Annotated in this window: 20 protein-coding genes; 11 read left to right on the forward strand and 9 right to left on the reverse strand. The window is 32.6% G+C overall.

Annotated elements, in window-relative coordinates; translation table 11 throughout:
- Positions 1–59: 59 nt before the first annotated feature.
- Positions 60–650 (reverse strand): DUF1572 family protein, encoded by a 591-nt coding sequence (locus BUB80_RS07580; RefSeq protein WP_073292335.1) that lies wholly within the window; start codon positions 648–650, stop codon positions 60–62.
- A gap of 59 nt (positions 651–709) precedes the next feature.
- On the opposite strand from BUB80_RS07580, the gene BUB80_RS07585 reads away from it, so the two are divergent.
- Entirely contained in the window at positions 710–1,069 is a 360-nt protein-coding gene (locus BUB80_RS07585) for a nuclear transport factor 2 family protein (RefSeq protein WP_083547108.1), read from the forward strand.
- A 105-nt stretch (positions 1,070–1,174) separates the two neighbouring features.
- On the opposite strand, the gene BUB80_RS07590 is transcribed toward BUB80_RS07585, so the two are convergent.
- A complete protein-coding gene (locus BUB80_RS07590) occupies positions 1,175–3,274 on the reverse strand; it encodes a T9SS type B sorting domain-containing protein (RefSeq protein ID WP_073292337.1) in 2,100 nt (699 codons plus the stop codon).
- Between the two features lie 157 nt (positions 3,275–3,431).
- Positions 3,432–4,229, reverse strand: coding sequence for a hypothetical protein (locus BUB80_RS07595; protein ID WP_073292338.1), 798 nt, complete (start codon positions 4,227–4,229; stop codon positions 3,432–3,434).
- 200 nt (positions 4,230–4,429) lie between these two features.
- Here BUB80_RS07595 and glgP point away from each other — a divergent pair, with 200 nt between their 5' ends.
- Complete coding sequence (gene glgP, locus BUB80_RS07600; RefSeq protein ID WP_073292339.1) at positions 4,430–6,094, forward strand: alpha-glucan family phosphorylase; 1,665 nt, start codon at positions 4,430–4,432, stop codon at positions 6,092–6,094.
- A 62-nt stretch (positions 6,095–6,156) separates the two neighbouring features.
- Here glgP and BUB80_RS07605 read toward each other — a convergent pair whose 3' ends face one another.
- Positions 6,157–6,342, reverse strand: a complete 186-nt coding sequence (locus BUB80_RS07605) for a DUF6496 domain-containing protein (protein ID WP_073292340.1) — start codon at positions 6,340–6,342, stop codon at positions 6,157–6,159.
- Positions 6,343–6,353: 11 nt separating this feature from the next.
- Entirely contained in the window at positions 6,354–6,827 is a 474-nt protein-coding gene (locus tag BUB80_RS07610) for a hypothetical protein (protein ID WP_073292410.1), read from the reverse strand.
- A gap of 266 nt (positions 6,828–7,093) precedes the next feature.
- On the opposite strand from BUB80_RS07610, the gene BUB80_RS23555 reads away from it, so the two are divergent.
- The 7 genes from BUB80_RS23555 (at position 7,094) to recG (ending at position 17,664) form a co-directional block, all read left to right on the forward strand.
- A complete protein-coding gene (locus BUB80_RS23555) occupies positions 7,094–7,270 on the forward strand; it encodes a bacteriocin-like protein (protein ID WP_175549576.1) in 177 nt (58 codons plus the stop codon).
- A gap of 105 nt (positions 7,271–7,375) precedes the next feature.
- Complete coding sequence (locus BUB80_RS07615; RefSeq protein WP_073292341.1) at positions 7,376–9,505, forward strand: S9 family peptidase; 2,130 nt, start codon at positions 7,376–7,378, stop codon at positions 9,503–9,505.
- A 148-nt stretch (positions 9,506–9,653) separates the two neighbouring features.
- On the forward strand, positions 9,654–11,309 hold the full coding sequence (locus BUB80_RS07620; protein WP_073292411.1) for a peptide MFS transporter: 1,656 nt from the start codon (positions 9,654–9,656) through the stop codon (positions 11,307–11,309).
- A 132-nt stretch (positions 11,310–11,441) separates the two neighbouring features.
- On the forward strand, positions 11,442–13,196 hold the full coding sequence (locus tag BUB80_RS07630) for a peptide MFS transporter (protein ID WP_073292343.1): 1,755 nt from the start codon (positions 11,442–11,444) through the stop codon (positions 13,194–13,196).
- A gap of 154 nt (positions 13,197–13,350) precedes the next feature.
- The gene (locus BUB80_RS07635) at positions 13,351–14,862 is read left to right on the forward strand and encodes a peptide MFS transporter (RefSeq protein WP_073292344.1); all 1,512 of its coding nucleotides are present in this window, start codon (positions 13,351–13,353) and stop codon (positions 14,860–14,862) included.
- A gap of 44 nt (positions 14,863–14,906) precedes the next feature.
- Positions 14,907–15,440 (forward strand): thioredoxin family protein, encoded by a 534-nt coding sequence (locus tag BUB80_RS07640; protein WP_073292345.1) that lies wholly within the window; start codon positions 14,907–14,909, stop codon positions 15,438–15,440.
- A 139-nt stretch (positions 15,441–15,579) separates the two neighbouring features.
- Positions 15,580–17,664, forward strand: a complete 2,085-nt coding sequence (gene recG, locus BUB80_RS07645) for an ATP-dependent DNA helicase RecG (protein WP_073292346.1) — start codon at positions 15,580–15,582, stop codon at positions 17,662–17,664.
- Between the two features lie 618 nt (positions 17,665–18,282).
- On the opposite strand, the gene BUB80_RS07650 is transcribed toward recG, so the two are convergent.
- The 4 genes from BUB80_RS07650 to dapA form a co-directional block, all read right to left on the reverse strand.
- Positions 18,283–18,729, reverse strand: a complete 447-nt coding sequence (locus tag BUB80_RS07650) for a response regulator (protein WP_073292347.1) — start codon at positions 18,727–18,729, stop codon at positions 18,283–18,285.
- Positions 18,722–19,303: a helix-turn-helix domain-containing protein gene (locus BUB80_RS07655; RefSeq protein ID WP_073292348.1), complete on the reverse strand. Its 582-nt coding sequence runs from the start codon at positions 19,301–19,303 to the stop codon at positions 18,722–18,724. Before BUB80_RS07655 ends, BUB80_RS07650 begins: the two co-directional genes overlap by 8 nt.
- Positions 19,304–19,598: 295 nt before the next feature.
- The gene (locus tag BUB80_RS07660) at positions 19,599–20,102 is read right to left on the reverse strand and encodes a GNAT family N-acetyltransferase (RefSeq protein WP_073292349.1); all 504 of its coding nucleotides are present in this window, start codon (positions 20,100–20,102) and stop codon (positions 19,599–19,601) included.
- Positions 20,103–20,239: 137 nt separating this feature from the next.
- Positions 20,240–21,112 (reverse strand): 4-hydroxy-tetrahydrodipicolinate synthase, encoded by an 873-nt coding sequence (dapA, locus tag BUB80_RS07665; protein ID WP_073292350.1) that lies wholly within the window; start codon positions 21,110–21,112, stop codon positions 20,240–20,242.
- Positions 21,113–21,219: 107 nt separating this feature from the next.
- Here dapA and BUB80_RS07670 point away from each other — a divergent pair, with 107 nt between their 5' ends.
- Entirely contained in the window at positions 21,220–21,975 is a 756-nt protein-coding gene (locus BUB80_RS07670) for a 5'-nucleotidase C-terminal domain-containing protein (RefSeq protein ID WP_073292351.1), read from the forward strand.
- Positions 21,975–22,925 carry a bifunctional metallophosphatase/5'-nucleotidase gene (locus BUB80_RS07675; protein ID WP_073292352.1) on the forward strand — a complete coding sequence of 317 codons (951 nt, stop codon included), beginning with the start codon at positions 21,975–21,977 and terminating at the stop codon, positions 22,923–22,925. The genes BUB80_RS07670 and BUB80_RS07675 overlap by 1 nt, the downstream gene beginning before the upstream one ends.
- Position 22,926: the final 1 nt, after the last annotated feature.

The raw sequence follows: 22,926 nt of genomic DNA on the forward strand, positions 1-22,926 counted from the left end.
TCCTGATTTTTATGGGTGCAAAGATAATAATTTAAATATGAATACTAAATTGATTCGGTCTATAGTTTATAATCGTCTCTAACTTCCGGACTATTTTGAAAGCAGACAGGCGAAGAACTCGAATCAAAATCTGTCTCCGTAAATTGAGTTTTCATCTCAGAATTAAACTCTTGTGAAGCATTTCTGGCAATGGAAAGTGTTTTCCAATTATCATTTTTCATCATTTTAGCAATGTAAACGATCTGGCCAATATGATAAGGATAATGGGCTAATTGACGAAAAACAGCGTCTATTACCAATTGAGGTTCATTTCTGATATACAGTGTAGAATACAAATTATCATCATTAATTTGATTTAATGCATCGAAAAAGCATTTCCAACCTTCTTCCCAAAAATCGAGAACCTCTTTTTTAGTTGTAAAAGTATTCACGAATTCTTCATCCCGATTACGCCAGCTTTTCTCACCATCTTCGGTTAAAAAATTAGTCCATCGCGACAACATATTTCCTGCAATATGTTTTACAATAATGGCGATTGAATTACTTTCATCATTGTATTTCCAAAAGATTTGCTCATCAGAAAGCTGCTCAAAGGTTTTGTCGCCAAGTGATTTGTAATACTCAAAACGTTTTATAAATAGGTCTTTCATACTATAAAAATAAAAAACCAATTTAGCGTTTTTACCGTATATAAGTCTAAATTGCGGTTATGATTTGTAAAGTAAGTGACTTTATGAAGGATTTGAATTCATTAAACATTGAACATCTTGAAAAATGGTTCACTGACGAAAGTACAATTTGGATTCCACCTTCTAATGAAATTTCTGGTAAGAATAGAATTTTAGCCCTATTTAGAGCCATTTTCAGACGTTATGAAAAAATCGAATGGCAGGTTTCTGAAATATTTCCTTTAGGAGATCAAAAATATTTTTATCAAACTATATCTTATGGAAATATGATTGGTAAAGATATTTATAAAAATAGTATATGTACTGTCATCCATTTTTCAGAGAATGGAAAAATAATTTATCTCTCTGATTATTTTAAAGATACAAAAGCTTTTAATTAATTTAAAATATAGGCTGTAGCTTACGCAAATGCTTTTAGCTAATAAAGTTCCAAAAACGTAAAACCATCTTGAAAGAGATGGTTTTACTATTTATTGTTGATTAATTTACTCTCGGTTTTTCACCATTACCCATCCTGTATATTTGAATGGTGTATTTTTTTTATCGGTTTCATTCCATGATACAGAGTACCAATAGTTTCCAGTAGGAACTTTTTTACCACCATTTGTGGTTCCATCCCATTTATATCCGTTAAACTTATCTGCCTGGAATATTTTCGCTCCATATCTGTCAAAAATATTGAATACCAGATTTTGTTTTCCTGCTAATGCAGAATAATCAATCACATCATTCACTCCGTCACCGTTTGGAGTAATAACGTTGATTAAATTGGGTACAACAATCGTAATTTCAATAGGCTCACAATCATAACTATCTTTTACATACACCACATGATTGCCTCTTGAAACATTTGTGAAGATATTAGAATCCTGCCAAGTAATTTTATCCATTGAATATTTGTAAGCAGGTGCTCCCCCCATAACATAAACAGTAACCGTAGTTGTTGAGATATCAATACTCGATACAACAGGTTGCTCAGAAGGATACACTTTTACAGTCTGCGTGGTAATACAATCTCCTGTTTTTAGTTTTACCCAATACGTACCAACACCTACATTAGTAATAGATTGTGTTGTAGCACCTGTACTCCACAGATAAGAGCTAAATCCGGGTCCGGCATCCAACATTGTTTTGTCTTCCATGCAAATTGTTTTATCTTTTAAAATGGCAGAGAAAACAGGAGCAATGACAATCAAAGTCACTTTAGCAATAGCAAAACATCCGTTTCCATTAGTCACCTTTATGTATACAACTCCATTTGGAGCAATATACGTAGTAGGATTTGGAATTTCATTTGTTCCGTTTAATGCATCAGCTACAGAAGGGTAATACTTTTTAATAGTTCCTGCCTGTGTTGTTACCGAAGCATTTGTAAGGTTAAACAATGCCGTTGAAGGATTTGTTTCAATAAAGCAAGATCTCAACGTAGCATCATTTACCACAACTACAGGGAAAAATTTCAACGTTATTATTGCTGTTCCTATACAACCAAACGGAGAAATTATTTTCACAACAACAGTACCTTCAGCCGCTATATAAGCTGTTGGATTCAAAATTTCATTAGTTCCCGCATTAAGATCTGTGATTGTAGGGTAATATTTCTTTATGGCAGCAGGATCGCCAAAGACCGCCGCTGTTGTAAGATTAAAGGTTCCTACTCCCGCATTGTTATTATTACAGGCGAATAAATTAACATTAAGACCTGTAATATTTCCCAACTTGAATTTAAAAGCACCAACCTGCCTACATGAATTAATAGGATTATTAGGATTTGTAGGATCCAGATAATGAATGCTGTAATAATAAGTAGTTGTTGTATTTACCGTCTGCGGTGCTAAAATAGGACTGGCTCCCGACAACGCATCATTTTGTGAGGTATGATAGCTTATCAGGAAATTCGGATTATTATTAAGAATCACTGCAGACAACGTATTAAAATCAAATACCGCAGGATTATTACATACAATCACTTCTCTTGGATTTGCAGGATTCGCTGCAGGGATTCCGGGAGGTACAAAAGGATGAGGCTGTATCGCAGGATCTGTAAACGGAGAAGCTAAAGTAGCTGTTCCTCCCCAGGTTAAAGAAAATGGAGCCATTGTAGGATTAATGGTATCTACCCAATTATCTATATATAAATAATAGGTTTGTCCCGGTAAGACATCCAAATATTTACAATAAGGCGTAGATGAACCTCCGGCAGCACTTAAAAGAGTGCTTGTCATATTTAATCCGGTAGAAGCCCCAACTCCAATAACAGTTGCAGCATTACAGCGTATAGGAGCTCCCAAGCTTCCGCAGGTAACGTTAGGACCATAAACAGCCCAATCATAATCCGCTGCAGGATCATTAGGAACCAAATCAAAAGTAAGCGTTCCACCAGTGGCAATCGTAAGTTTATACCATATCGAATTATGCTCACCGGTTATCAAACATCCTCCTAAACTTTCATTAACTGCGCCAATTCCAGTAGGAGAATACGTTATACTCGAGTTACCACAAACAGACAATGCAGATGTACAATCTGCTTGAGAAAAAAATGTTTGCGATATCAATAAGAGAAAAATGAGTAGAGTTTTTTTCATATATTGTTTTCAAATGGTTATTAATAAAAAAAATGTAACATGATGTATATCAAATATAAACATTTTTTCAACACTAATAATAAAATTCAAAACAAATAACACATTTAAGTGTGAAAAATCAAAACTTATTTCACTTTAAAAAAGAAAATAACAAAAATTATTTTATACTCGTAATATTTCCGCAAAGATTCTCCAAGTGAAAAATCTTATGAAAAGGACTTTTCACTTCATTTAAATGTTCCTTATCCTGGATAAAAGTGTAGCGTGAAGCAATAGAATTCATGTCAGAAACAATTACCAGCCAACATTCATCTACAGAAGTATCATAATAAGGAAATTTTTCATTTTTCTTTTCAATCAATTCTAAAATTTTCTCAGAACAAAGCTCATCAAACAAGTTCATACTGTATTCATGAGTAATGAAAACATTCCTGCGATGAAAAGATTTTCTGACGCTTTTCACACATCCACTTGGTTTATTTTTTTTTATACTTCTATAGATACTAAGAATATTTTCCTGTTGCTCTTCCAGATTATCGAATTTTATATTGGGCAGGAATTCTAAAAAATAAACACCACGATATTTCGTAGTGTCTTCCTGTTCTAATAATATTTCTGCCTGACGGAACATCTTGTTTAAATTACTCTCCATCTTCTTCATTTCAAGATGGTTGATAACTTCAGTCAATTCAATTCCTATTTTTTTATCGTTGAATTTAGCGATAAAGTCTGGGCTTTCGCAGGTAAGATTCTCAAATTTAACTTCAGGAAAATGATGCATAAAAGAATTAAGAAGCAAGATTTCGGCTTTCTTCTTATATTTTTCCCGGTCATGAAGCGGCGATTCATCTATCGTACGGTGATACTTCGCCATCGGCTTTTTTTTCAAATGTCGATTCAGGTAATATAAGCTCAGATTCTTGATTAGATCTTCATCGGAAAATACCTTTTTCATGACTTCTCTTTTTATGATGTTAAACAGTAGAAAAATTACACATTTTCAATTATAAAGTTTTTGATTATCAATTTATTACAACTAAAGGTAAGGAAAAAAACTATTCAACAGATACTTTTAAAATAATTTATCATATAATTAATGTAGAGTTTATTTTCATAATCGATACATTTACTTGATCAATCATAAAACAATGATGTATGGATTTTAAAAACTTCAAAATACCTTTCAGTATTAACCCTCAATATTCTAAAAAAGTAGCCTATTTCTCGATGGAGTTCGCTCTTGAGCAGGTTTTAAAAATATATTCCGGCGGTTTAGGATTTTTAGCCGGTTCTCATATGAGAAGTGTTTACAATCTGAAGCAAGATCTCATTGGTATTGGGATTCTTTGGAAATTTGGATATTACGATCAGGCGAGAAATCACGATCAGACGTTACAGCCAACATGGACAAAAAAAATGTACAGTTTTCTTGAAGATACAGGAATAAAATTTCAGATTGAAATTCACAGCGCTCCGGTTTGGGTAAAAGTTTGGTACTTAGATCCTGAAATTTTCCATACCGCACCTATGTTTTTCCTTTCAACTGATGTTCCTGAAAATGATCACATTTCAAAAACAATCAGTCATAAATTATATGATGCCAATGAATCTACAAAGCTTGCACAGTACATTTTATTAGGAAAAGGAGGTGCAAAATTGTTGGATGAAATGAATATTGAAAGAGATACTTACCATCTAAATGAAGCACATGGACTTCCTGCCGCATTCCATTTATTGAAAAAATATAAAGGAGACTTAAGTAAGGTAAAAGAAAAATTAGTTTTCACTACACATACACCAGAAGAAGCCGGAAATGAGAAGCACAACTTGAAATTATGTTACGACATGTCCTATTTTTCAGGTTTCAGTATGGAAGAAGTAAAAAGTATTGAAGGTTTTGATGATGATCGTTTTAATCATTCATTGTGTGCTTTGAAAATGGCGAAAGTAGCAAACGGAGTTTCCCAACTTCATGGTGTCGTTTCGAGAGCAATGTGGAGTAAATATCCCGGAATATGCGAAATAACGTCAATTACCAACGCTCAGGAATTCAAATATTGGTCAGACAAACCGCTTTATAATTCTAAAGATGAAAATAATGAAATTGTATTCGATTACCGTAAAAAACATTTAAAGAAAAGGCTTTTCAAAATTGTAGCAGACCAAACAGGAAATTTATTTAACCCTAACATTTTCACAATCGTGTGGGCAAGAAGATTTGCGGGTTATAAGCGTGCAGACTTACTTTTACATGACAAAGACCGATTTTATAAATTATTAAATAATCCAAAATATCCGGTGCAAATTATTTGGGCAGGAAAGCCTTATCCGATGGATTATTCTGCAATTTCTACTTTTAACACCCTAGTTGAAGAAAGTAAAAATCATAAAAATATGGCGGTACTTACGGGATATGAACTTTCATTAAGTAAATCGTTGAAACAAGGTTCTGATCTTTGGTTAAATAATCCTAGGGTTCCAAGAGAAGCTTCTGGCACTTCAGGAATGACCGCTGCCATGAACGGATCTGTAAATCTTTCAACGGATGACGGATGGATTCCTGAATTTGCAAAGCACGGAGAAAATTCTTTTGTTGTTCCAAAAGCAGATTACCTGAATATGAGTATTTATGAACAGGATAATTATGATCTGAATAAGCTCTATGAGATTCTTGAAAATGAAATTCTTCCTACCTATTATGATAATATAAACGGATGGAGAAAAATTCAGCATAACTCGATGAATGATGTTAAAGATCAATTCAATAGTGATAGAATGGCTGATGAATATTATAAAATTCTTTATAATTATAATGGATAAAATAGGATTTAGATTTAAATAAAAAAATCCGTGAATAAGTCTTCACGGATTTTCTATCTGAATTAACTTTTTTTCTTTTTTGGAACTTTTAAACCTTTTTCTTTAGCTTCGGAAATACCGATGGCTATGGCCTGTTTTCTATTGGTAACTTTTTCTCCGGAAGAAGATTTTAATTTCCCTTCCTTGAATTCATGCATTACCTCTCCTATTTTGTCTTGAGCTTTATCTGAATATTTGGTTTTGCTCATGATATTTGATTTTAAGATTTTGGTAGAGAAACTCCTAATTCATATACTTTAGCGTGTTTCATATATTTTGAACGCTCCCTTGAAGTTACCGATTCCAGATGACCATTCTTAATTACAACGATTGGATCTTCAATATTTTCAATTTCAAAATTGGCAAAATATCTTTCATCAGGACTTGTCTTATCATTATTAGCCTTTATTTTCTGTAATTCATCTGCGTATTTTCTAAATCCGGGATCCGAAGAATGAATAAACTTATATTCATCACCAGCGTCTACATAAAAATGAAGTTTTTTGTCTACAAGTCCCGCTTCATCAGTAATTTGAGGATTATCATTTCCATCTTTAAAGGCTACTTCAATTAAAATTCCTCCTTTTTTGTGTGAGCACTCTTCAGCATCTTTAAAACTTGAAAAACCTGTATATACAATTTGATCACTCAAAACGTATCGGTTTAATTTCTGGTTATATGCATTCGTTTCCATAATTATTATCTTAATTTGATTTACATAATGATACATTCAATTTTTTTGCCAAACCGCAACTATTTTATTAGTATTTATTAAATATTTAAGAAGATTATTAAATTAATATTCACCTGTTATTTTAAGCATAAACTCTGTATACTTTAATCAATCCTTTTTTAGCATGCTGATTAGAATCGTTCATCCTATTAACTTTCACGCTTAAATTTATCACCATATAAAATAATTCACTAATTTTAGAATTCAAATTAAAAAATTATATTATTATGAAAAATCTTAAGAAAATTTCAAGAGAACAGCTTAAAGACGTAGTGGGAGGAATTCTTCCTGGCATGATTAGATGTATCAGCCCAATTTCATGTACAAGAACAGTAGGATATATTGGAGGTTTTGACAATCCATGTGGAATTACAACTTACCCAATGTGTGCTCTTGAAGAGTAATTTATCTTTAAATACACGGTACAGACAGGGCTTTTGCTCTGTTTTTTAGTTTTATATGGTTATCTTGATAAGAATTATTAAATTTGAAATCGATTAAAATTTGAAATGAAAAAATTCTTACTAACGCTTACCGTTGCTGTAGCTTTTCAAAGTTACTCAGCACAAGAAATTACTTTAGATAAAATATATTCAGGATATTACCGTGGAAAAGGCATTGCCGGAATTACATCTATGAAGAATGGTGAAAATTATCTGGTTATTGAACCTACCGGAATTGCCAAATATTCTTACAAAACCTCTCAAAAAGAAGGAAATATTGTTGATGGACAATTTGAAAGCTATGAGTTTTCTGATGATGAGTCTAAAATTTTGTTGCAAAAAGAAAGTCAACAGATTTACAGACATTCTTTCCTAGGAAAATTTGATATCAAAGATTTAAAATCTGGAAAAGTAACCAGTTTAAATGATGGAAAACCTGTTCAGGAACCAAGGTTTTCTCCTGATGCAACTAAAGTAGCTTTCGTTTCTGAGAATAATTTATACTACCAAGATTTAAATTCAGGGAAAATTACGCAAATAACTCAACACGGAGTTAAAAATAAAATACTAAACGGTCTAGCAGATTGGGTATATGAAGAAGAGTTTGGACACGCAAGACTGTATGAGTGGACAAAAAATTCTGACGCCATCGTTTTCGTTAAATTAGATGAAACGGAGGTACCGGAAATTTATATTCCAATCTATGGAAAGTCATTGTATCCGCAGGAAATGCGTTATAAATATCCAAAAGCAGGAGAAAAAAACTCTGTTGTTTCGGCTCACATTTATCAATTAAGTGATGGAAAGAAAATAACAGTTAACCTAGACAACTACAAACATTATTATATTCCAAACGTTGTTCAGACAGCAAAACCTGATGAAATTGTATTAATAACTTCTGAAAGAATTCAAAATGCTTCTGATGTTTTAAAAGTGAATACAAAAACAGGAGCTGTTCAAAAATTATTTACCGAAACAGATGATAAGTGGATTGATACAGACAGCCCTACATTAGAATTTTTAGAGGACAATTCTTTCCTTTGGGGTTCTGAAAGAGATGGAAACCGCCATTTGTATTGGTATGATAAAGATGGAAAACTAAAAAAACAAGTTACCAAAGGGAATTGGGAGGTAACTGATTATTATGGATTCAATCCAAAATCAAAAGAAATTTACGTTCAGACGACTGAAAAAGGAAGCATTAACAAAGTAGTTTCTAAAATCAATATTGAAAATGGAAAGTCTCTGTTGATCTCCAATGGAGAAGGAAATAATGCTGCCAACTTTAGCAAAAACTACAATTATTTCATCGAAACATCTTCTACAGCAGCAAAACCTAACACTTTTGTATTAAAAGATGGAAATGGTAAAACGATAAAAGAACTTCAAAATAATAATGATCAGCTTCAAAAATTAAAGTCTGATAATTTTGTCGAAAAAGAATTCATAACGATTCCAAATGATGCAGGAGATCAAATGAATGCATGGATTATTAAGCCTAAAAACTTTGATAAAAACAAGAAATATCCATTATTCATGTTCCAATATTCGGGACCAGGTTCTCAACAGGTTGCTAATTCTTGGGATAACGGAAATGCAATATGGTTTGAAATGTTGGCACAAAAAGGCTATATCGTAGCTTGTGTTGATGGACGTGGAACAGGTTATAAAGGGGCTAAATTCAAAAAGTCAACCTATATGAACCTAGGTAAATATGAAATCGAAGATCAGATTACCGCTGCAAAATGGTTTGGAAATCAATCTTACATTGACAAAACAAGAATCGGAATGTTCGGTTGGAGCTTCGGAGGTTATATGACGAGTTTGGCAATGACCAAAGGAGCTGATGTTTTCAAAACAGGAATCGCAGTGGCACCAGTTACCAACTGGAGATATTATGATTCAGTATATACTGAAAGGTTTTTAAGAACTCCACAAGAGAATCCGGATGGATATGATAAAAACTCTCCTACAGAGTATGCTAACTTATTAAAAGGAAAATTCTTATTGATTCACGGAACAGCTGATGACAACGTACATTTTCAAAATTCTATGGAATTCTCAGAAGCTTTGATTCAAAACAAAAAACAGTTTGATTTCATGGCTTATCCAGATAAAAACCACGGAATTTACGGTGGACAAACAAGACCACAATTGTATCAGAAAATGACAGATTTTCTTTTAGAGAATTTATAAAGATCAATAAATATATTTAAATACATAATCCCTTTCAATTTTTGAGAGGGATTTTTATATTAATTTCATTAATCGTTTTAGTAAAATTTGATTTATTTTATCAATTGAAATTAAAAAGCTATTTTTGGGAAAATTGAAATTTGAATATATGAAGACTAAACATCCTAAAGGCCTGCCTTTCCTCTTTTTCACAGAAATGTGGGAGCGTTTCGGGTACTATCTAATTCTTGGAATTTTTGTACTTTATGTCATTGAACCTACTGGTATGAAAGGAGGTCTTGGACTTCCCGACAAAACAGCAGATGATATTTTCGGAACTTATATTGCTTTGACTTATCTGACACCCTTTATTGGAGGATTTTTAGCAGACCGCGTTTTAGGATATATTAAATCTATTTATTTAGGTGGAATTTTAATGGCTGCCGGATATATAGGAATGGGTATTTTCAAAGACCTTCCTCTATTTTACGGATCATTAGCATTAATTATTATAGGAAACGGTTTCTTTAAACCAACGATTTCCACCTTATTAGGAAATCTATATTCAGAAGAACCTTATAAAGCCAATAAAGATTCCGGTTACAACATTTTCTATATGGGAATTAATATCGGAGCATTTATTTGTAACATCATTGCAGCTTTCATGCGTAATAAATTTGGTTGGGGTGAAGCCTTTATCACTGCCGGAGTTGGAATGTTAATCGGGATGGTAATCTTTACAATTGGTAGAAAACACTATATCCACGCAGCGCAAATGAAACCGGTGCAGGAAGGCGATACAAAGCTTTCTGAAATTTTGCTTAAAGTTTTTGTTCCCGCAATTGTTGCAGGGTTTATAGGATGGTTTATTCCTAATAATATCTTTGGAAGTGATAGTACGGATGCATTTATTTTTGCGTGTATTCCTGTTATATACTTCTATGCTTCCCTTTACTTTAAAGCTAAACCTGAAGAAAAAGCCTCTATCGGAGCTCTTTTATCTGTATTTATGATCAGTATGTTCTTTTGGGCAGTTTTCAAACAAAATGGAACAGCTTTAACAAGATGGGCTAACTATTATACCGACCGAAGCGTTCCTGCATCATTAGAAAAACCATTGGAAAACATCTATATGGTAGAAGGAAAAAGTTATGAAGATAAAGAGGTTCCTGTATACAATGATCAATACCAATCTCAAAAAAATAAAGATGGAAGTCCTCTTAAAGAAACCGGAAAAGATATCTATTTCAGAAATATTTCTCCCGAGCAGCGGGCTGATTTAGAAAAGAACCCTGAAAAAAAGGTCTTTTTATACAATACTGAATTATTTCAATCCATCAATCCGTTTTGGGTAATTGTATTAACCCCTGTTGTCGTAGGATTCTGGGCTTTATTAAGAAGAAAAGGAAAAGAACCTTTAACTCCAACAAAAATTGTCTTGGGATTGTTTATTTCTGCATTATCTTGCTTAGTCATGGTATTGGCAGTAATGGCCGGAGAAAACGGAACAATAAAAGTTTCATCGTTATGGCTGGTTGCAGGATATGGTGCAATAACAATTGGAGAACTTTGTCTCTCACCAATGGGATTGTCTTTTGTCTCTAAACTATCTCCTGCAAGATTAACAGCATTAATGATGGGAGGTTTCTTTTTGGCCAACTCTGTAGGAAACAAACTATCAGGAATTTTAGCAAGTACATGGTACAACTATGATAACAAAGCAAATTATTTCTTAGTCAATTTTGCTTTATTAATATTTGCTACACTTTTAGGGCTTTCTATGCTTAAAAGATTGAATAAAATAATGAAAGAAAAAGGGCATTAATCCTTAATTCATAAAGAATATCAAAGCTGTAGACTTGTTCTGCAGCTTTTTTATTTAAATATAAAATTAAAAACTTGCCAAAAACCCAAAAAAAACTATATTTGCTAGTCTTAACAAAAATTAACAATAGAAATGGATAATATTGAAGCATTAAGTCCGAAACCGGATGAATTTGTAGAAAGAAAAGGTTCCAGGCACCCAAAAGGATTATGGGTACTTTTCGGAACTGAAATGTGGGAGCGTTTCAACTTTTACGGAATGAGAGCGCTTTTGACGCTCTTCATGGTAAATTCCTTATTAATAAAAGAAGCTGATGCGGCAATCATTTATGGTGGATTTTTAGCTTTATGTTATCTTACTCCGCTTTTGGGAGGTTTTATTGCTGATAAATATATCGGAAACAGAAACGCAATCTTAATTGGTGGATCATTAATGGCAATTGGTCAATTCTTACTATTCATCAGTGCCTCAAGTTTTTCTGCAGATTTAGGAAGTGCAAAAACAATTATGTGGTTGGCATTGTTCGTTATTATTTTTGGTAACGGATTCTTCAAACCAAACATTTCTTCAATGGTAGGAAGTCTTTATCCTAAACAGGAAAAATCTAAATTAGACTCAGCTTTCACCATTTTCTACATGGGAATCAACATTGGAGCGTTCCTTGGACAGTTCATTTGTCCATACGTAGGAGACGTAAAAGATGCTGCAACAGGAGTAAGAGATATCTTTGCATTTAAATGGGGATTCTTAGCTGCTTCAATTGCAATGGTAGTTGGAACAATAACATTCTTTATCCTTAAAAATAAGTATGTAGTAACGCCGGAAGGAAGACCTATCGGTGGTTTACCAAAAAATAATACAAGTGCAGATTTTGAAGAAGGCGAAACTCAGACAGCAAAATTCACGGGAGCATCATTAGGAATTACTGGAGGTATTTTTGTTGTTTTATTCTTCGTTTTCAGATATTTACTTGTAGGTGAATTCGGGTTTAAAGCTGTGGAAATGGGGCAATTAATCAAAGGTATTATTTATCCTTTCATTTATGCTGCAGGTATTGCTTTGGCATTCTTAATTATGAGTTCTGCTGAAAACAAGATAGAAAGACAAAGAATTTGGGTAATTTATATCGTATCATTCTTTATTATTTTCTTCTGGGCAGCTTTCGAGCAAGCAGGATCTTCATTAACATTTATTGCAGATAACCAAACTGACAGAAGTATCTTCGGATGGAATATGCCACCGTCAATGGTTCAGATTTTCAACGGTATTTTCGTTGTATTATTGGCAGTTCCTTTCAGTTTATGTTGGGATAAATTAAGAGCAAAAGGAAAAGAACCGGTTTCTCCAATGAAACAAGCAATGGGTCTTGCTTTGATTGCTTTAAGTTATTTCATTATTGCACATAACGTAAAAGATCTTGGAAACTCAGGATTATTAGCTATCAAATGGTTAATGCTTTTATATTTCATCCAAACTTGTGGTGAACTTTGTTTATCTCCAATCGGTTTATCATTGGTAGGTAAATTAGCTCCAAAAAGATTTGCTTCATTATTATATGGTGTATTCTTTATTTCTAATGCTGCCGGTTATGCATTGGCAGGTTCATTAGGAGCATTGATTCCTGCAACTGGTGATAAATTCTCTAAAGCACAGGAAATCGGAGTAAATCTTCAAGATGTTTTAGATAAAAAAGTGACATTAAATGCTGATCAGGTTGCTGCGTTTGAAAAAGCTCAACTACCTTTAGCAAACCCAACTTTTGCAGGAGTTGAAATTCACAACTTATTCGAATTCTTCATGGTATTCGTGGTATTGTGTGGTATTGCTGCTGTAATTTTAGCTTTAATTTCACCAATCTTAAAGAAAATGATGCATGGTGTAAACTAACCACATCAATAAAATATAAGTAAAACCTCTGCTAAGTCAGAGGTTTTTTTTATTTTCGTGTGTTCTTTATCAAATAATTCTAATCTGTGACGCATTGCGTCATGAATTAAATTAATTGAAAGTAAACTTAAATACAAACTTATCATATACAATTATGAGCTTAACTTTAGATGAAATACAAAATTTCAAAGGAAAATATCCAAAACAGATCTGGAGCTTATTTTTCTCTGAAATGTGGGAACGTTTTTGTTTCTACGGAATGCGCGGAATGTTGGTATTCTTCATGATCTCACAACTTAATTTCCACGAAAAAGAGGCCAACCTTCAATATGGTGCCACACAGGCATTTGTGTACGCCTTTACTTTTATTGGTGGTCTTTTTGCCGATAAAATATTAGGATTTCGAAAGTCCTTGTTTTGGGGTGGATTATTAATGATTGTCGGGAGTTTAATCTTAGCAACAGATCCACACAAATTCTTTTTCCTTGGAATTGCATTTACCGTTGTAGGAACAGGTTTCTTTAAACCAAATATTTCATCAATGGTTGGCCAACTTTACAAACCCAATGATTCAAGAGCTGATGCAGGATTCTCACTTTTCTATGCTGGAATCAACTTGGGAGCTTTACTTGGAGGATATCTATGTATTGCTATAGGGAAAGGAGAACTTTTTGCTAGTTTTATCCCTGAAGAACTAAGATGGCATCTTGCTTTCGGATTTGCTGCTATTGTAATGGTTATCAGTTTGATCAACTTTGTTTTTACCCAGAGAAGTTTGGGAACTATCGGACTTCAGCCGGGACATCCGGATAATGAAATAAAATCTGCTCCAATTCCAAAATGGCAGGAATATGGAGTATATGTTTTATCATTAATTTTCGTTCCGATTATTATGGTAATGGTTGCAAAGACGCAGTACACAGATTATTTCATGTACACAATCGGGCCACTTACACTTATCTATCTTTTTTATGAAATGACAAAAGTAACCGCAGCAGAACGTAAAAAACTTTGGGCGGCGTTGGTTTTCATATTGTTTTCTATCCTATTCTGGGGAATTTATGAGCAAAGTGGAGGTTCATTAAGTATTTTCGCTGCTAAAAACTTAAATAAAGACCTTCTAGGATTAGATCCAAATGGAGTTAATAACTCTGGAGGTGCATTTTTCATCATTTTCTTAGCCCCAATCATCGGTTTGCTATGGATCTGGCTGAACAAAAGAAAAATAGAACCGAATACCATCATTAAATTTGGTCTTGGATTTATTTTCTTGGGACTTGGTTATTATGTATTATTTGCAACTAAGTTTTTTGCTACATTACAGGGAATCACTTCATTGAATTTCTTTACAATCGCATTATTAGTCATCACTTTGGGTGAGCTTTGTCTCTCTCCTATCGGATTATCTATTATGACCAAACTTTCCACCAAAAACCTACAAGGGATGATGATGGGAATGTGGTTTCTGGCATCAGCATATGGTCAATACGTTGCAGGAATCATTGGAGCAGGCTTGGCAACAGCAAAAGAAGGCTCTACCAACTATGATGCTTTAATCACTTATACTGATGGATATAAACAATTAGGATTATATGCAATAATTGCCGGAGTTGTGTTAATTTTGATTTCTCCATTCGTGAAAAAACTAATGCAGGAAGTAAAATAGAAATAAGAATATTATGCTTATTTTTATTATTCAAATACCAAATTATGAAGAAAATTATAAGCATAATATTTATATTTATAGCAAGTTTTAACTTTGCTCAGGTAAAATGGATGACCATTGAGGAGGCTTTAAAAGCTCAAAAAACAATTCCAAAAAAAATATTGATTGATTTTTATGCAGACTGGTGTGGTCCTTGCAAAATAATGGACAAAAAAACATACGGACATCAAGTAATTGCTGATAATTTAAATGAAAATTATTATCCCGTAAAATTTAATGCAGAGGAAAAAAAATCAATAGAAATTTTTGACAGAACCTTTTCAAATCCTAATACAGAGCAGAAAAAAGGAAAAAATTCGTTACATGAATTTACTCAATATTTAAATGTATCAGCAGTTCCAAGTACCGTTTTTCTGGATGAAAAAGGAGGACCTATTACCATTCTTCAAGGAGAATTATCTGCAAAAGAACTAGAACCTTATTTAGAACTCATCTCAAAAGATTTATATAAAAAAATCCGTACCAGAGAACAGTGGGAAGATTATCAAAAGAAATTTAAATCCAAAATAAAAGATTAATTGATAATTCGGATTTCAAGCCCCGAAAATCTATATAAAGAAATCAGACTTTCAATTTTTTGTTGGAAGTCTTTTTTATTTTCCCGAAATTCGAGACTTTATTTTAAAATTCAAAACTACCCTCGGATCTCAGATAAAAATGACGCTAGAAACATCCATTGAATACGTAAAAGGAATTGGTCCTGATAAAGCTAAACTCATTAAAAATGTGTTGGGAATTTCTACGGTGGAAGATTTTCTTACCTTCTACCCTACTCGTTATCTTGATAAAAGCAAAGTATATAAAATTGCTAATCTTCAGGAAAGTACAATTGAAATTCAATTAAAAGGAAAAATCACGCATGTTCAGGAAATTCAAACAGGAAAAGTAAAAAGACTTTCTGCTAAATTTAATGATGAAACAGGAATGATGGATCTTGTTTGGTTTCAGTATTCAAAATGGATGATAGAACAACTTCCTATCAACCGGGATATCTATATTTTTGGAAAGATTAATTTTTTCAATAATCAATATTCAATGCCGCATCCGGAAATCGAAATTGACGAGAAAAAAGAAAGCGAGAACCGTTTAAGCCCAATTTATCCAAGTTCGGAAAAACTGACTAAAAGAGGATTGCATCAAAAATTCTTTCAGGGAGTTTTAAGAAATATCTGCAAAGAAATTCCTAATCTTATTCAGGAAAACCTTCCAGATTATATGATCAGTTCTTTTAAGTTTATGTCTCGACAACATACGTATCTAAATATTCATTTCCCAAAAGATTTAGATCATTTTGAAAAGGCAAACAACAGATTAAAATTTGAAGAATCATTCTTTTTTCAATTAGGATTTGGTTTAAAAAAACTTCATCATAAAACCCAATCTCACGGTAATCCGTTTCCTGTGGTTGGAGAATATTTTACGAATTTCTATTCTAACAATCTTCCTTTTGAACTTACCAATGCTCAGAAAAGAGTCTTAAAGGAAATTCGTATGGATATGAAAAGACCTATCCAAATGAACAGACTGCTACAAGGCGATGTAGGTTCGGGAAAAACAATGGTAGCTTTATTGACGATGCTGATTGCGATGGATAATGGTTTTCAAAGTTGTCTTATGGCACCAACTGAAATTTTAGCACAACAACATTTTAACGGAATTAAAGATTTATTGACAGAAACAGGCATCAATGTTCGTATTCTGACAGGCTCTTCTAAAGCATCTGAAAGAAAAATTATTCATCAGGAATTAGAAAATGGTGAACTTTCTATTTTAATAGGAACGCATGCTGTTTTGGAAGACAAGGTTAAATTTAAAAATCTTGGGTTAGCTATTATTGATGAGCAACACCGATTTGGAGTGGCACAAAGGGCCAAACTTTGGGCTAAAAATAGAATCCCACCACATATTCTGGTGATGACCGCTACGCCTATTCCAAGGACATTGGCCATGAGTTTTTATTCTGATCTTGATGTTTCTGTGATTGATGAAATGCCGGTTGGAAGAAAACCCATCATTACAGCTCACAGACGTGAAAAAGATAGAGATTATGTTTACAATTTCTGTAGAGATGAGATCAAAAAAGGAAGACAGGTTTACTTTGTATACCCGTTAATTGATGAATCTGAAACGTTGGATTATAAAAATTTAATGGAAGGTCTTGAGCATGTGATGAATTCTTTTCCGGATTATAAAGTCTCTATGCTTCATGGTAAAATGAAACCTGCCGAAAAAGATGCTGCGATGAACTATTTCGCTTCAGGAGAAGCTGAAATTATGGTGGCTACAACAGTAATTGAAGTTGGAGTAAATGTTCCGAATGCTTCGGTAATGGTTATTGAAAGCTCAGAAAGGTTCGGATTATCTCAACTTCACCAATTGCGTGGTCGTGTGGGCCGTGGAGCCGAACAAAGCTATTGTATATTAATGACTTCAGAAAAGCTATCCAAAGAAAGCAGAACCCGTATAAAGACCATGACGGAAACCAATGATGGTTTTAAAATTTCTGAAGTAGATATGCAACTTCGAGGTCCCGGAGATATCTTGGGAACACAACAAAGTGGTGTACTAGATTTTAAAAAGCTGGACCTTGTGAATGATGCTGCGATTATAAAAACAACAAAAAAATCTGTAGAAAGAATTTTAGAATCCGATCCTTTATTATCAAAACCAGAAAATCAGGTTATTAAGAATTACTATATCAGGTACTATAAAGGAAAAAATAAATGGAGTAAAATTTCATAAAAAAACCGCGAAAAGAAATAATCTTTACGCGGCCCCCTTATAAAACTGTTATTTAGAAGAAATTACTTTTGGTCGTTTCTTAAAAATTTATTTTAATAGCTATAAACTTTAATATCTTGTGATTTGGTGTGAAAATATTTATACTATTACTTGAAGTATTTTTTATAGCTACAACTATTAAAATAAATTGAAAAAAAACAAAATGAATTATGTTTCCAACTTGCTTATTATAAAAACTAACTATGTTTCGATTAAGGAAAATTTAAAATGAAACGAATATTTCCTTAACCTACTATGAGTTTTCATGATTGTACCGTTTTGTTTAAAGATCTTCTTCGCTTTATAAAATTGGAAATTCATATAATTCATTTTGTTTTAACTAACATTGTGATTTATATAATCTAAGTTTCTAAGTGAAACAATTATCTCTCATTCATTTATTGCTTTTTATATAACTAATTTGTGTTGCTTGTTTACTTGACAAAAATGGTAATATGTTAAGCAAAAAGTTTTATATCATTTTAATTATTAGTTACACAATTTTCACCTTAGTGTGAATATTATGTAACAAATACTATCTTTTTGCTTTTCACCTGAATTTTATAAACTCCTTACCCATCATACTTTCATGATAAAATTATCTCTATTAAGTCCCGAGGTATAATATTGCCAATTTAGTGTAATCACTTCGGAAAGCACCTTTTTCATCGCCGTATAATCCTCTCTCTTTTTAATGAAAACATTTGCTCCATTAATAAAGATATTCTCTATTTCATCCTCAGATAAATCTTCAGAATAAACAGCTGTTACCATATTATCAAACCTAAAATCAGTCTTAATTTCTAAAAGACATTCTAAACTGTTTTTCATCGAGATATTATAATTCATAAATAATATCTCCGGAACAAGAGCTTCTTGACTATTCAGATACTCCATTAGATTCTCTCCGTTACAAAAACTCTGAATCTTAACTCCTATTTTTAATTCTTTAAGAATCTTTTTAAAAACAATACGATTTCCTTCGTCATCATCTACCAATATCACGCTAAGATATTCTCTATTCATATTGAACTCTGGTATTGATGATCATGCTTTGCGCTTTCCTTCTTTTGATAATAATTTTTTGAAACTGAGAAGGTGTTACTCCTGTCATATTCTTAAATTGTGTACTCAAATGGGCTACGCTAGAATAATTAAGCTTAAGCGCAATCTCTGTAAGACTTTGTTTATTGCCAATGATCAATTCTTTTGCATACTCTATCTTTTGCAGCATAATGAAATTCTCTATGGAAGTATAGGTAACCTCAGAAAAGAGATTAGATAAATATCCATAACTATGATTCAATTTTTCTGCTATATAAATAGACGCTTTTACTTGGATTGTTTCCTCAGAAAAAACCAACTCTACAATAGCATCTTTTATTTTTTGTATTAAAGCCGTTTTCTGGCTTTCAATAATTTCAATACCGTAATCTTCAAGATTTTTCTTGAAAATACTATGCTGTTCTTGAGTCAGGGATTCATAAAATTCAACCTCCCCAAAATTCAGCAAACGATACTTCAAACCATGCTCTTTAAGTTTTTCATCCAAAATCTTCTTACAAAGAGCATTGAAATCAAATTTCACATACATTTTCATCTCAGTATAATTGTGCTAATATTTCAGTAAATATAATACTTTATTTCAATTAAAAGTGAATTAGGGTGAAAAATTTACCATTTTTTGTTAAAACGCAAAAAACTCCTGTATTGTTGAATACAGGAATTTAAACACTAAGGATGAAAAAAAATATACTGATAATAGCTAAAAAAGCTTAAAACCAAGCATATGAATGTATTATTGTAAAGTGATTTGGTTCTGATACAAAGATGATCTAAATACCGACATCACCTGTTATAGAATTACGGTTTAATATTACAGAATTTTAAGTCAATTATTTGTGAATTATAAACTCCATTAAATAGTCATCCATGAAAAAACTATTCCCAATATCAAAAACACCTTCATCGTATACATTATAGCCTTGAGATTCATAGAATTTTTTCGCAGAATTATATTTATTTACGTTCAAAATAATTCTGTTATTTCCTTTCTCAGAAATATTTTTATTTAAAAATAGTAAAGCTTCTTTTCCAAAACCTTTTCCTTTACTTTCAGGAACTAAATAAATACGATGAAGTTTGGTGGTGTTCAATTCATATCCGATCTCGTACCCTAAAAAACCTTCAAATGAACCTGTATGATCATCCTGAATTAAATAGTAATAATAATCAGGATTTTTCATCTGGTTAGATATTTCTTCCTGAGAATACATTGTATTCAGCATGTATTCCATCTGTTCCTTAGAAAGGATTTCTGCGTAAGCATTCTCCCAAGATCTTTTCGCTAAATCCTGAATCAAGGGAATATCATTTTCTGTAGCTTTAATAAATTTCATTATTTTAAATTTTAATATATCGTAATGTTCGCAAAGACTTTAAATAGAAGAACAAAAAAGGTGAAAAGTTTTAAACTTCTCACCTTAATATGTTTATAGCAACTTTAAAATGTTACTTGAAAATTCACAATTCACTTTTAAATGTTTGCCATTTCAGCTTTAATCTTTGCATAAAGTCCTTCTGAAGCAGGAACAAGCGGAAGTCTTAAATAATTTTTAATAATTCCTTTTTCTGTAAGAATCACTTTAATTCCGCAAGGGTTACCTTCAGCAAAAATCAACCTTGTGATATCCACTAGTTTATTGTGAATCTCATAAGCTTCTTTTACCTTACCTTCAAAAGCCAACTGCACCATGGTAGAAAACTCCTTTGGATATCCTTGTCCAATTACAGAGATTACACCGTCTCCACCCGCTAAAGTTACCGGAAGTGTATATTCATCATCACCAGAAACTAAAGAAAATCCTTCAGGTTTCTTTCTTAAAATATCAAAATATTGAAGAATGTTTGGAGAAGCTTCTTTAATTAAGAATAAATTCGGGAATTCTTTTGCCAAACGAATTGTAGTATCAGCCTCCACATTTTGCCCTGTTCTTGAAGGCACATTATAAATAATGATATTCTTTCCTGTAGAAGCTAATGCTTTATAATGCTGATAAAGCCCTTCCTGATTAGGTTTGTTATAATACGGGGATACAGACAATACCGCTTCAAAAGCAGAAAGGTCTGTTTCCTCAATTTGTTTTTTAACTTCAAGCGTATTATTTCCACCAATTCCCAATACCAAAGGCAAGCGTTTACTGTTCACCTTAATGATATGATCTACCACCTGTTTCTTCTCCTCATCAGAAAGCGTTGCTGCTTCCGCCGTAGTTCCCAAAACAACTAAATAACTGGTTCCGTTCTCGATATTATATTCAACAAGTTTCGTTAAACTATCGAAGTCAACGGATAAATCTTCATTAAAGGGTGTTACCAAAGCTACACCTACTCCTTTTAAAATACTCATCTGTTAAAATTATTTTTGTCAAATTTAATAATTTACACCAAGAATTTATAATAAATAATAATGTTTTATTATACATATAATTATATTTGCATATACTAAAAGAAATTATGAAAAATAAATTCTTATTACTGGGAATTGCTCTGGCTACGCTTACCGCTTGTAAAACAACTTCGTTACAAGTTGCGAACGTGCAGACACAGAAAAATATTTCTATTAATAACGAGCTAAAGAATGACGAGGAGTTTGTAAAAATTATTGAACCTTATAAGCAAAAATTGGATAAAGAGATGAATCAGAAGATTTCTCATACCAATGTAGACCTTACCAAACAGGGAGACAATAGTAATTTGGGAAATCTTTTAGCAGACTACACATTCGATGGAGCAGACGAATGGGCAAAGACTCATCTTAAAAAAAATGTAGATGCCGCTTTGATTAATATCGGAGGAATCCGTACAACAATTGGGAAAGGCAATATTTTATTGAGAAATGTGTTTGAAGTAATGCCTTTTGAAAATGAAGTAATCATTGTTAAAATAAAAGGAACCGATCTTCCAGGACTTTTTGAATATTATGCAAAAACTCAGGTGAACAATCCGGTTTCTCATTTATACATTGAAACAAATAACGGACAATTAACAAAGTCATTAATCAATGGTAAAGCAATAAACCCTAATCAGGATTATTATATCGCAACATCTGATTATCTGGCTTTGGGTGGTGACAACATGAAGTTCTTCGGAAAAGGAGAATCAATCCCAACAGGAATTAAATTAAGAGATCTTTTCATTGATTATTTCAAGAAAGCTCCTGAAGTAGTTCCTAATACAGACGTTCGTTTAAATTTTATTGGTAAGAAGTAATGGATAGAAAAAAGTTTTTAAAAGCAATAGGTGGTGGAACTTTAGCAATGGCTTTAGCTCCGAATATGATGATGGCGGAAGAATTAAAAATTCTTGATTTAAAATCTGCAAACAAGCTAACGATTCTTCATACCAATGATCAACACAGCAGAATAGAACCTTTTGATGCAAGCTATACCAAAAATCCAAATCAGGGAGGTTTTGCGAGAAGGGCAAGCTTAATTCAGCAAATCAGAAATAAGGAAAGTAATGTTTTACTTCTTGATTCTGGTGATATTTTTCAGGGAACTCCTTATTTCAACTTCTTTGGAGGAGAATTGGAGTTTAAATTAATGTCCATGATGAAGTATGATGCTTCAACCATGGGAAATCATGACTTTGATAATAGTTTAGACGGATTTTTAAAGGTATTACCTAATGCGCAATTCCCTTTTATCTGTTCAAATTATGATTTTAAAAATACTATTCTTGACGGAAAGACTTCTCAATATAAGATTTTCAACAAAAACGGAATTAAAGTAGGAATCTTCGGAGTAGGAATTCAACTGGATGGATTGGTTGGCAAAAAGCAATATGGTGAAACGGTGTATTCCGATCCGGTAGATGTGGCTCAACATTATTCCAATTTCCTTAAAAACGAACAAAAATGTGATCTTGTGATTTGTCTATCACATATCGGTTACGATTACAAAGACGAACCCAATAAAATAAGTGATAAAATTTTGGCAGCTAAAACTGAAAATATTGACATTATTTTAGGCGGTCATACGCATACATTCTTGCCGGAACCTCAGACTTTCACCAATAGACAAGGCAAAAAAGTCTTGGTCAATCAAGTGGGTTGGGCAGGTCTTCTTTTAGGTAGAATTGATTTCTTTTTTGATACTAACAAAAACGTACAACATATTTCTTGGAATAATCAGGCAATAGATAGCTCTATAATAGCATAAC

The organism is Chryseobacterium polytrichastri, from assembly GCF_900142445.1.
Classification (GTDB): Bacteria; Bacteroidota; Bacteroidia; order Flavobacteriales; family Weeksellaceae; genus Chryseobacterium; species Chryseobacterium polytrichastri.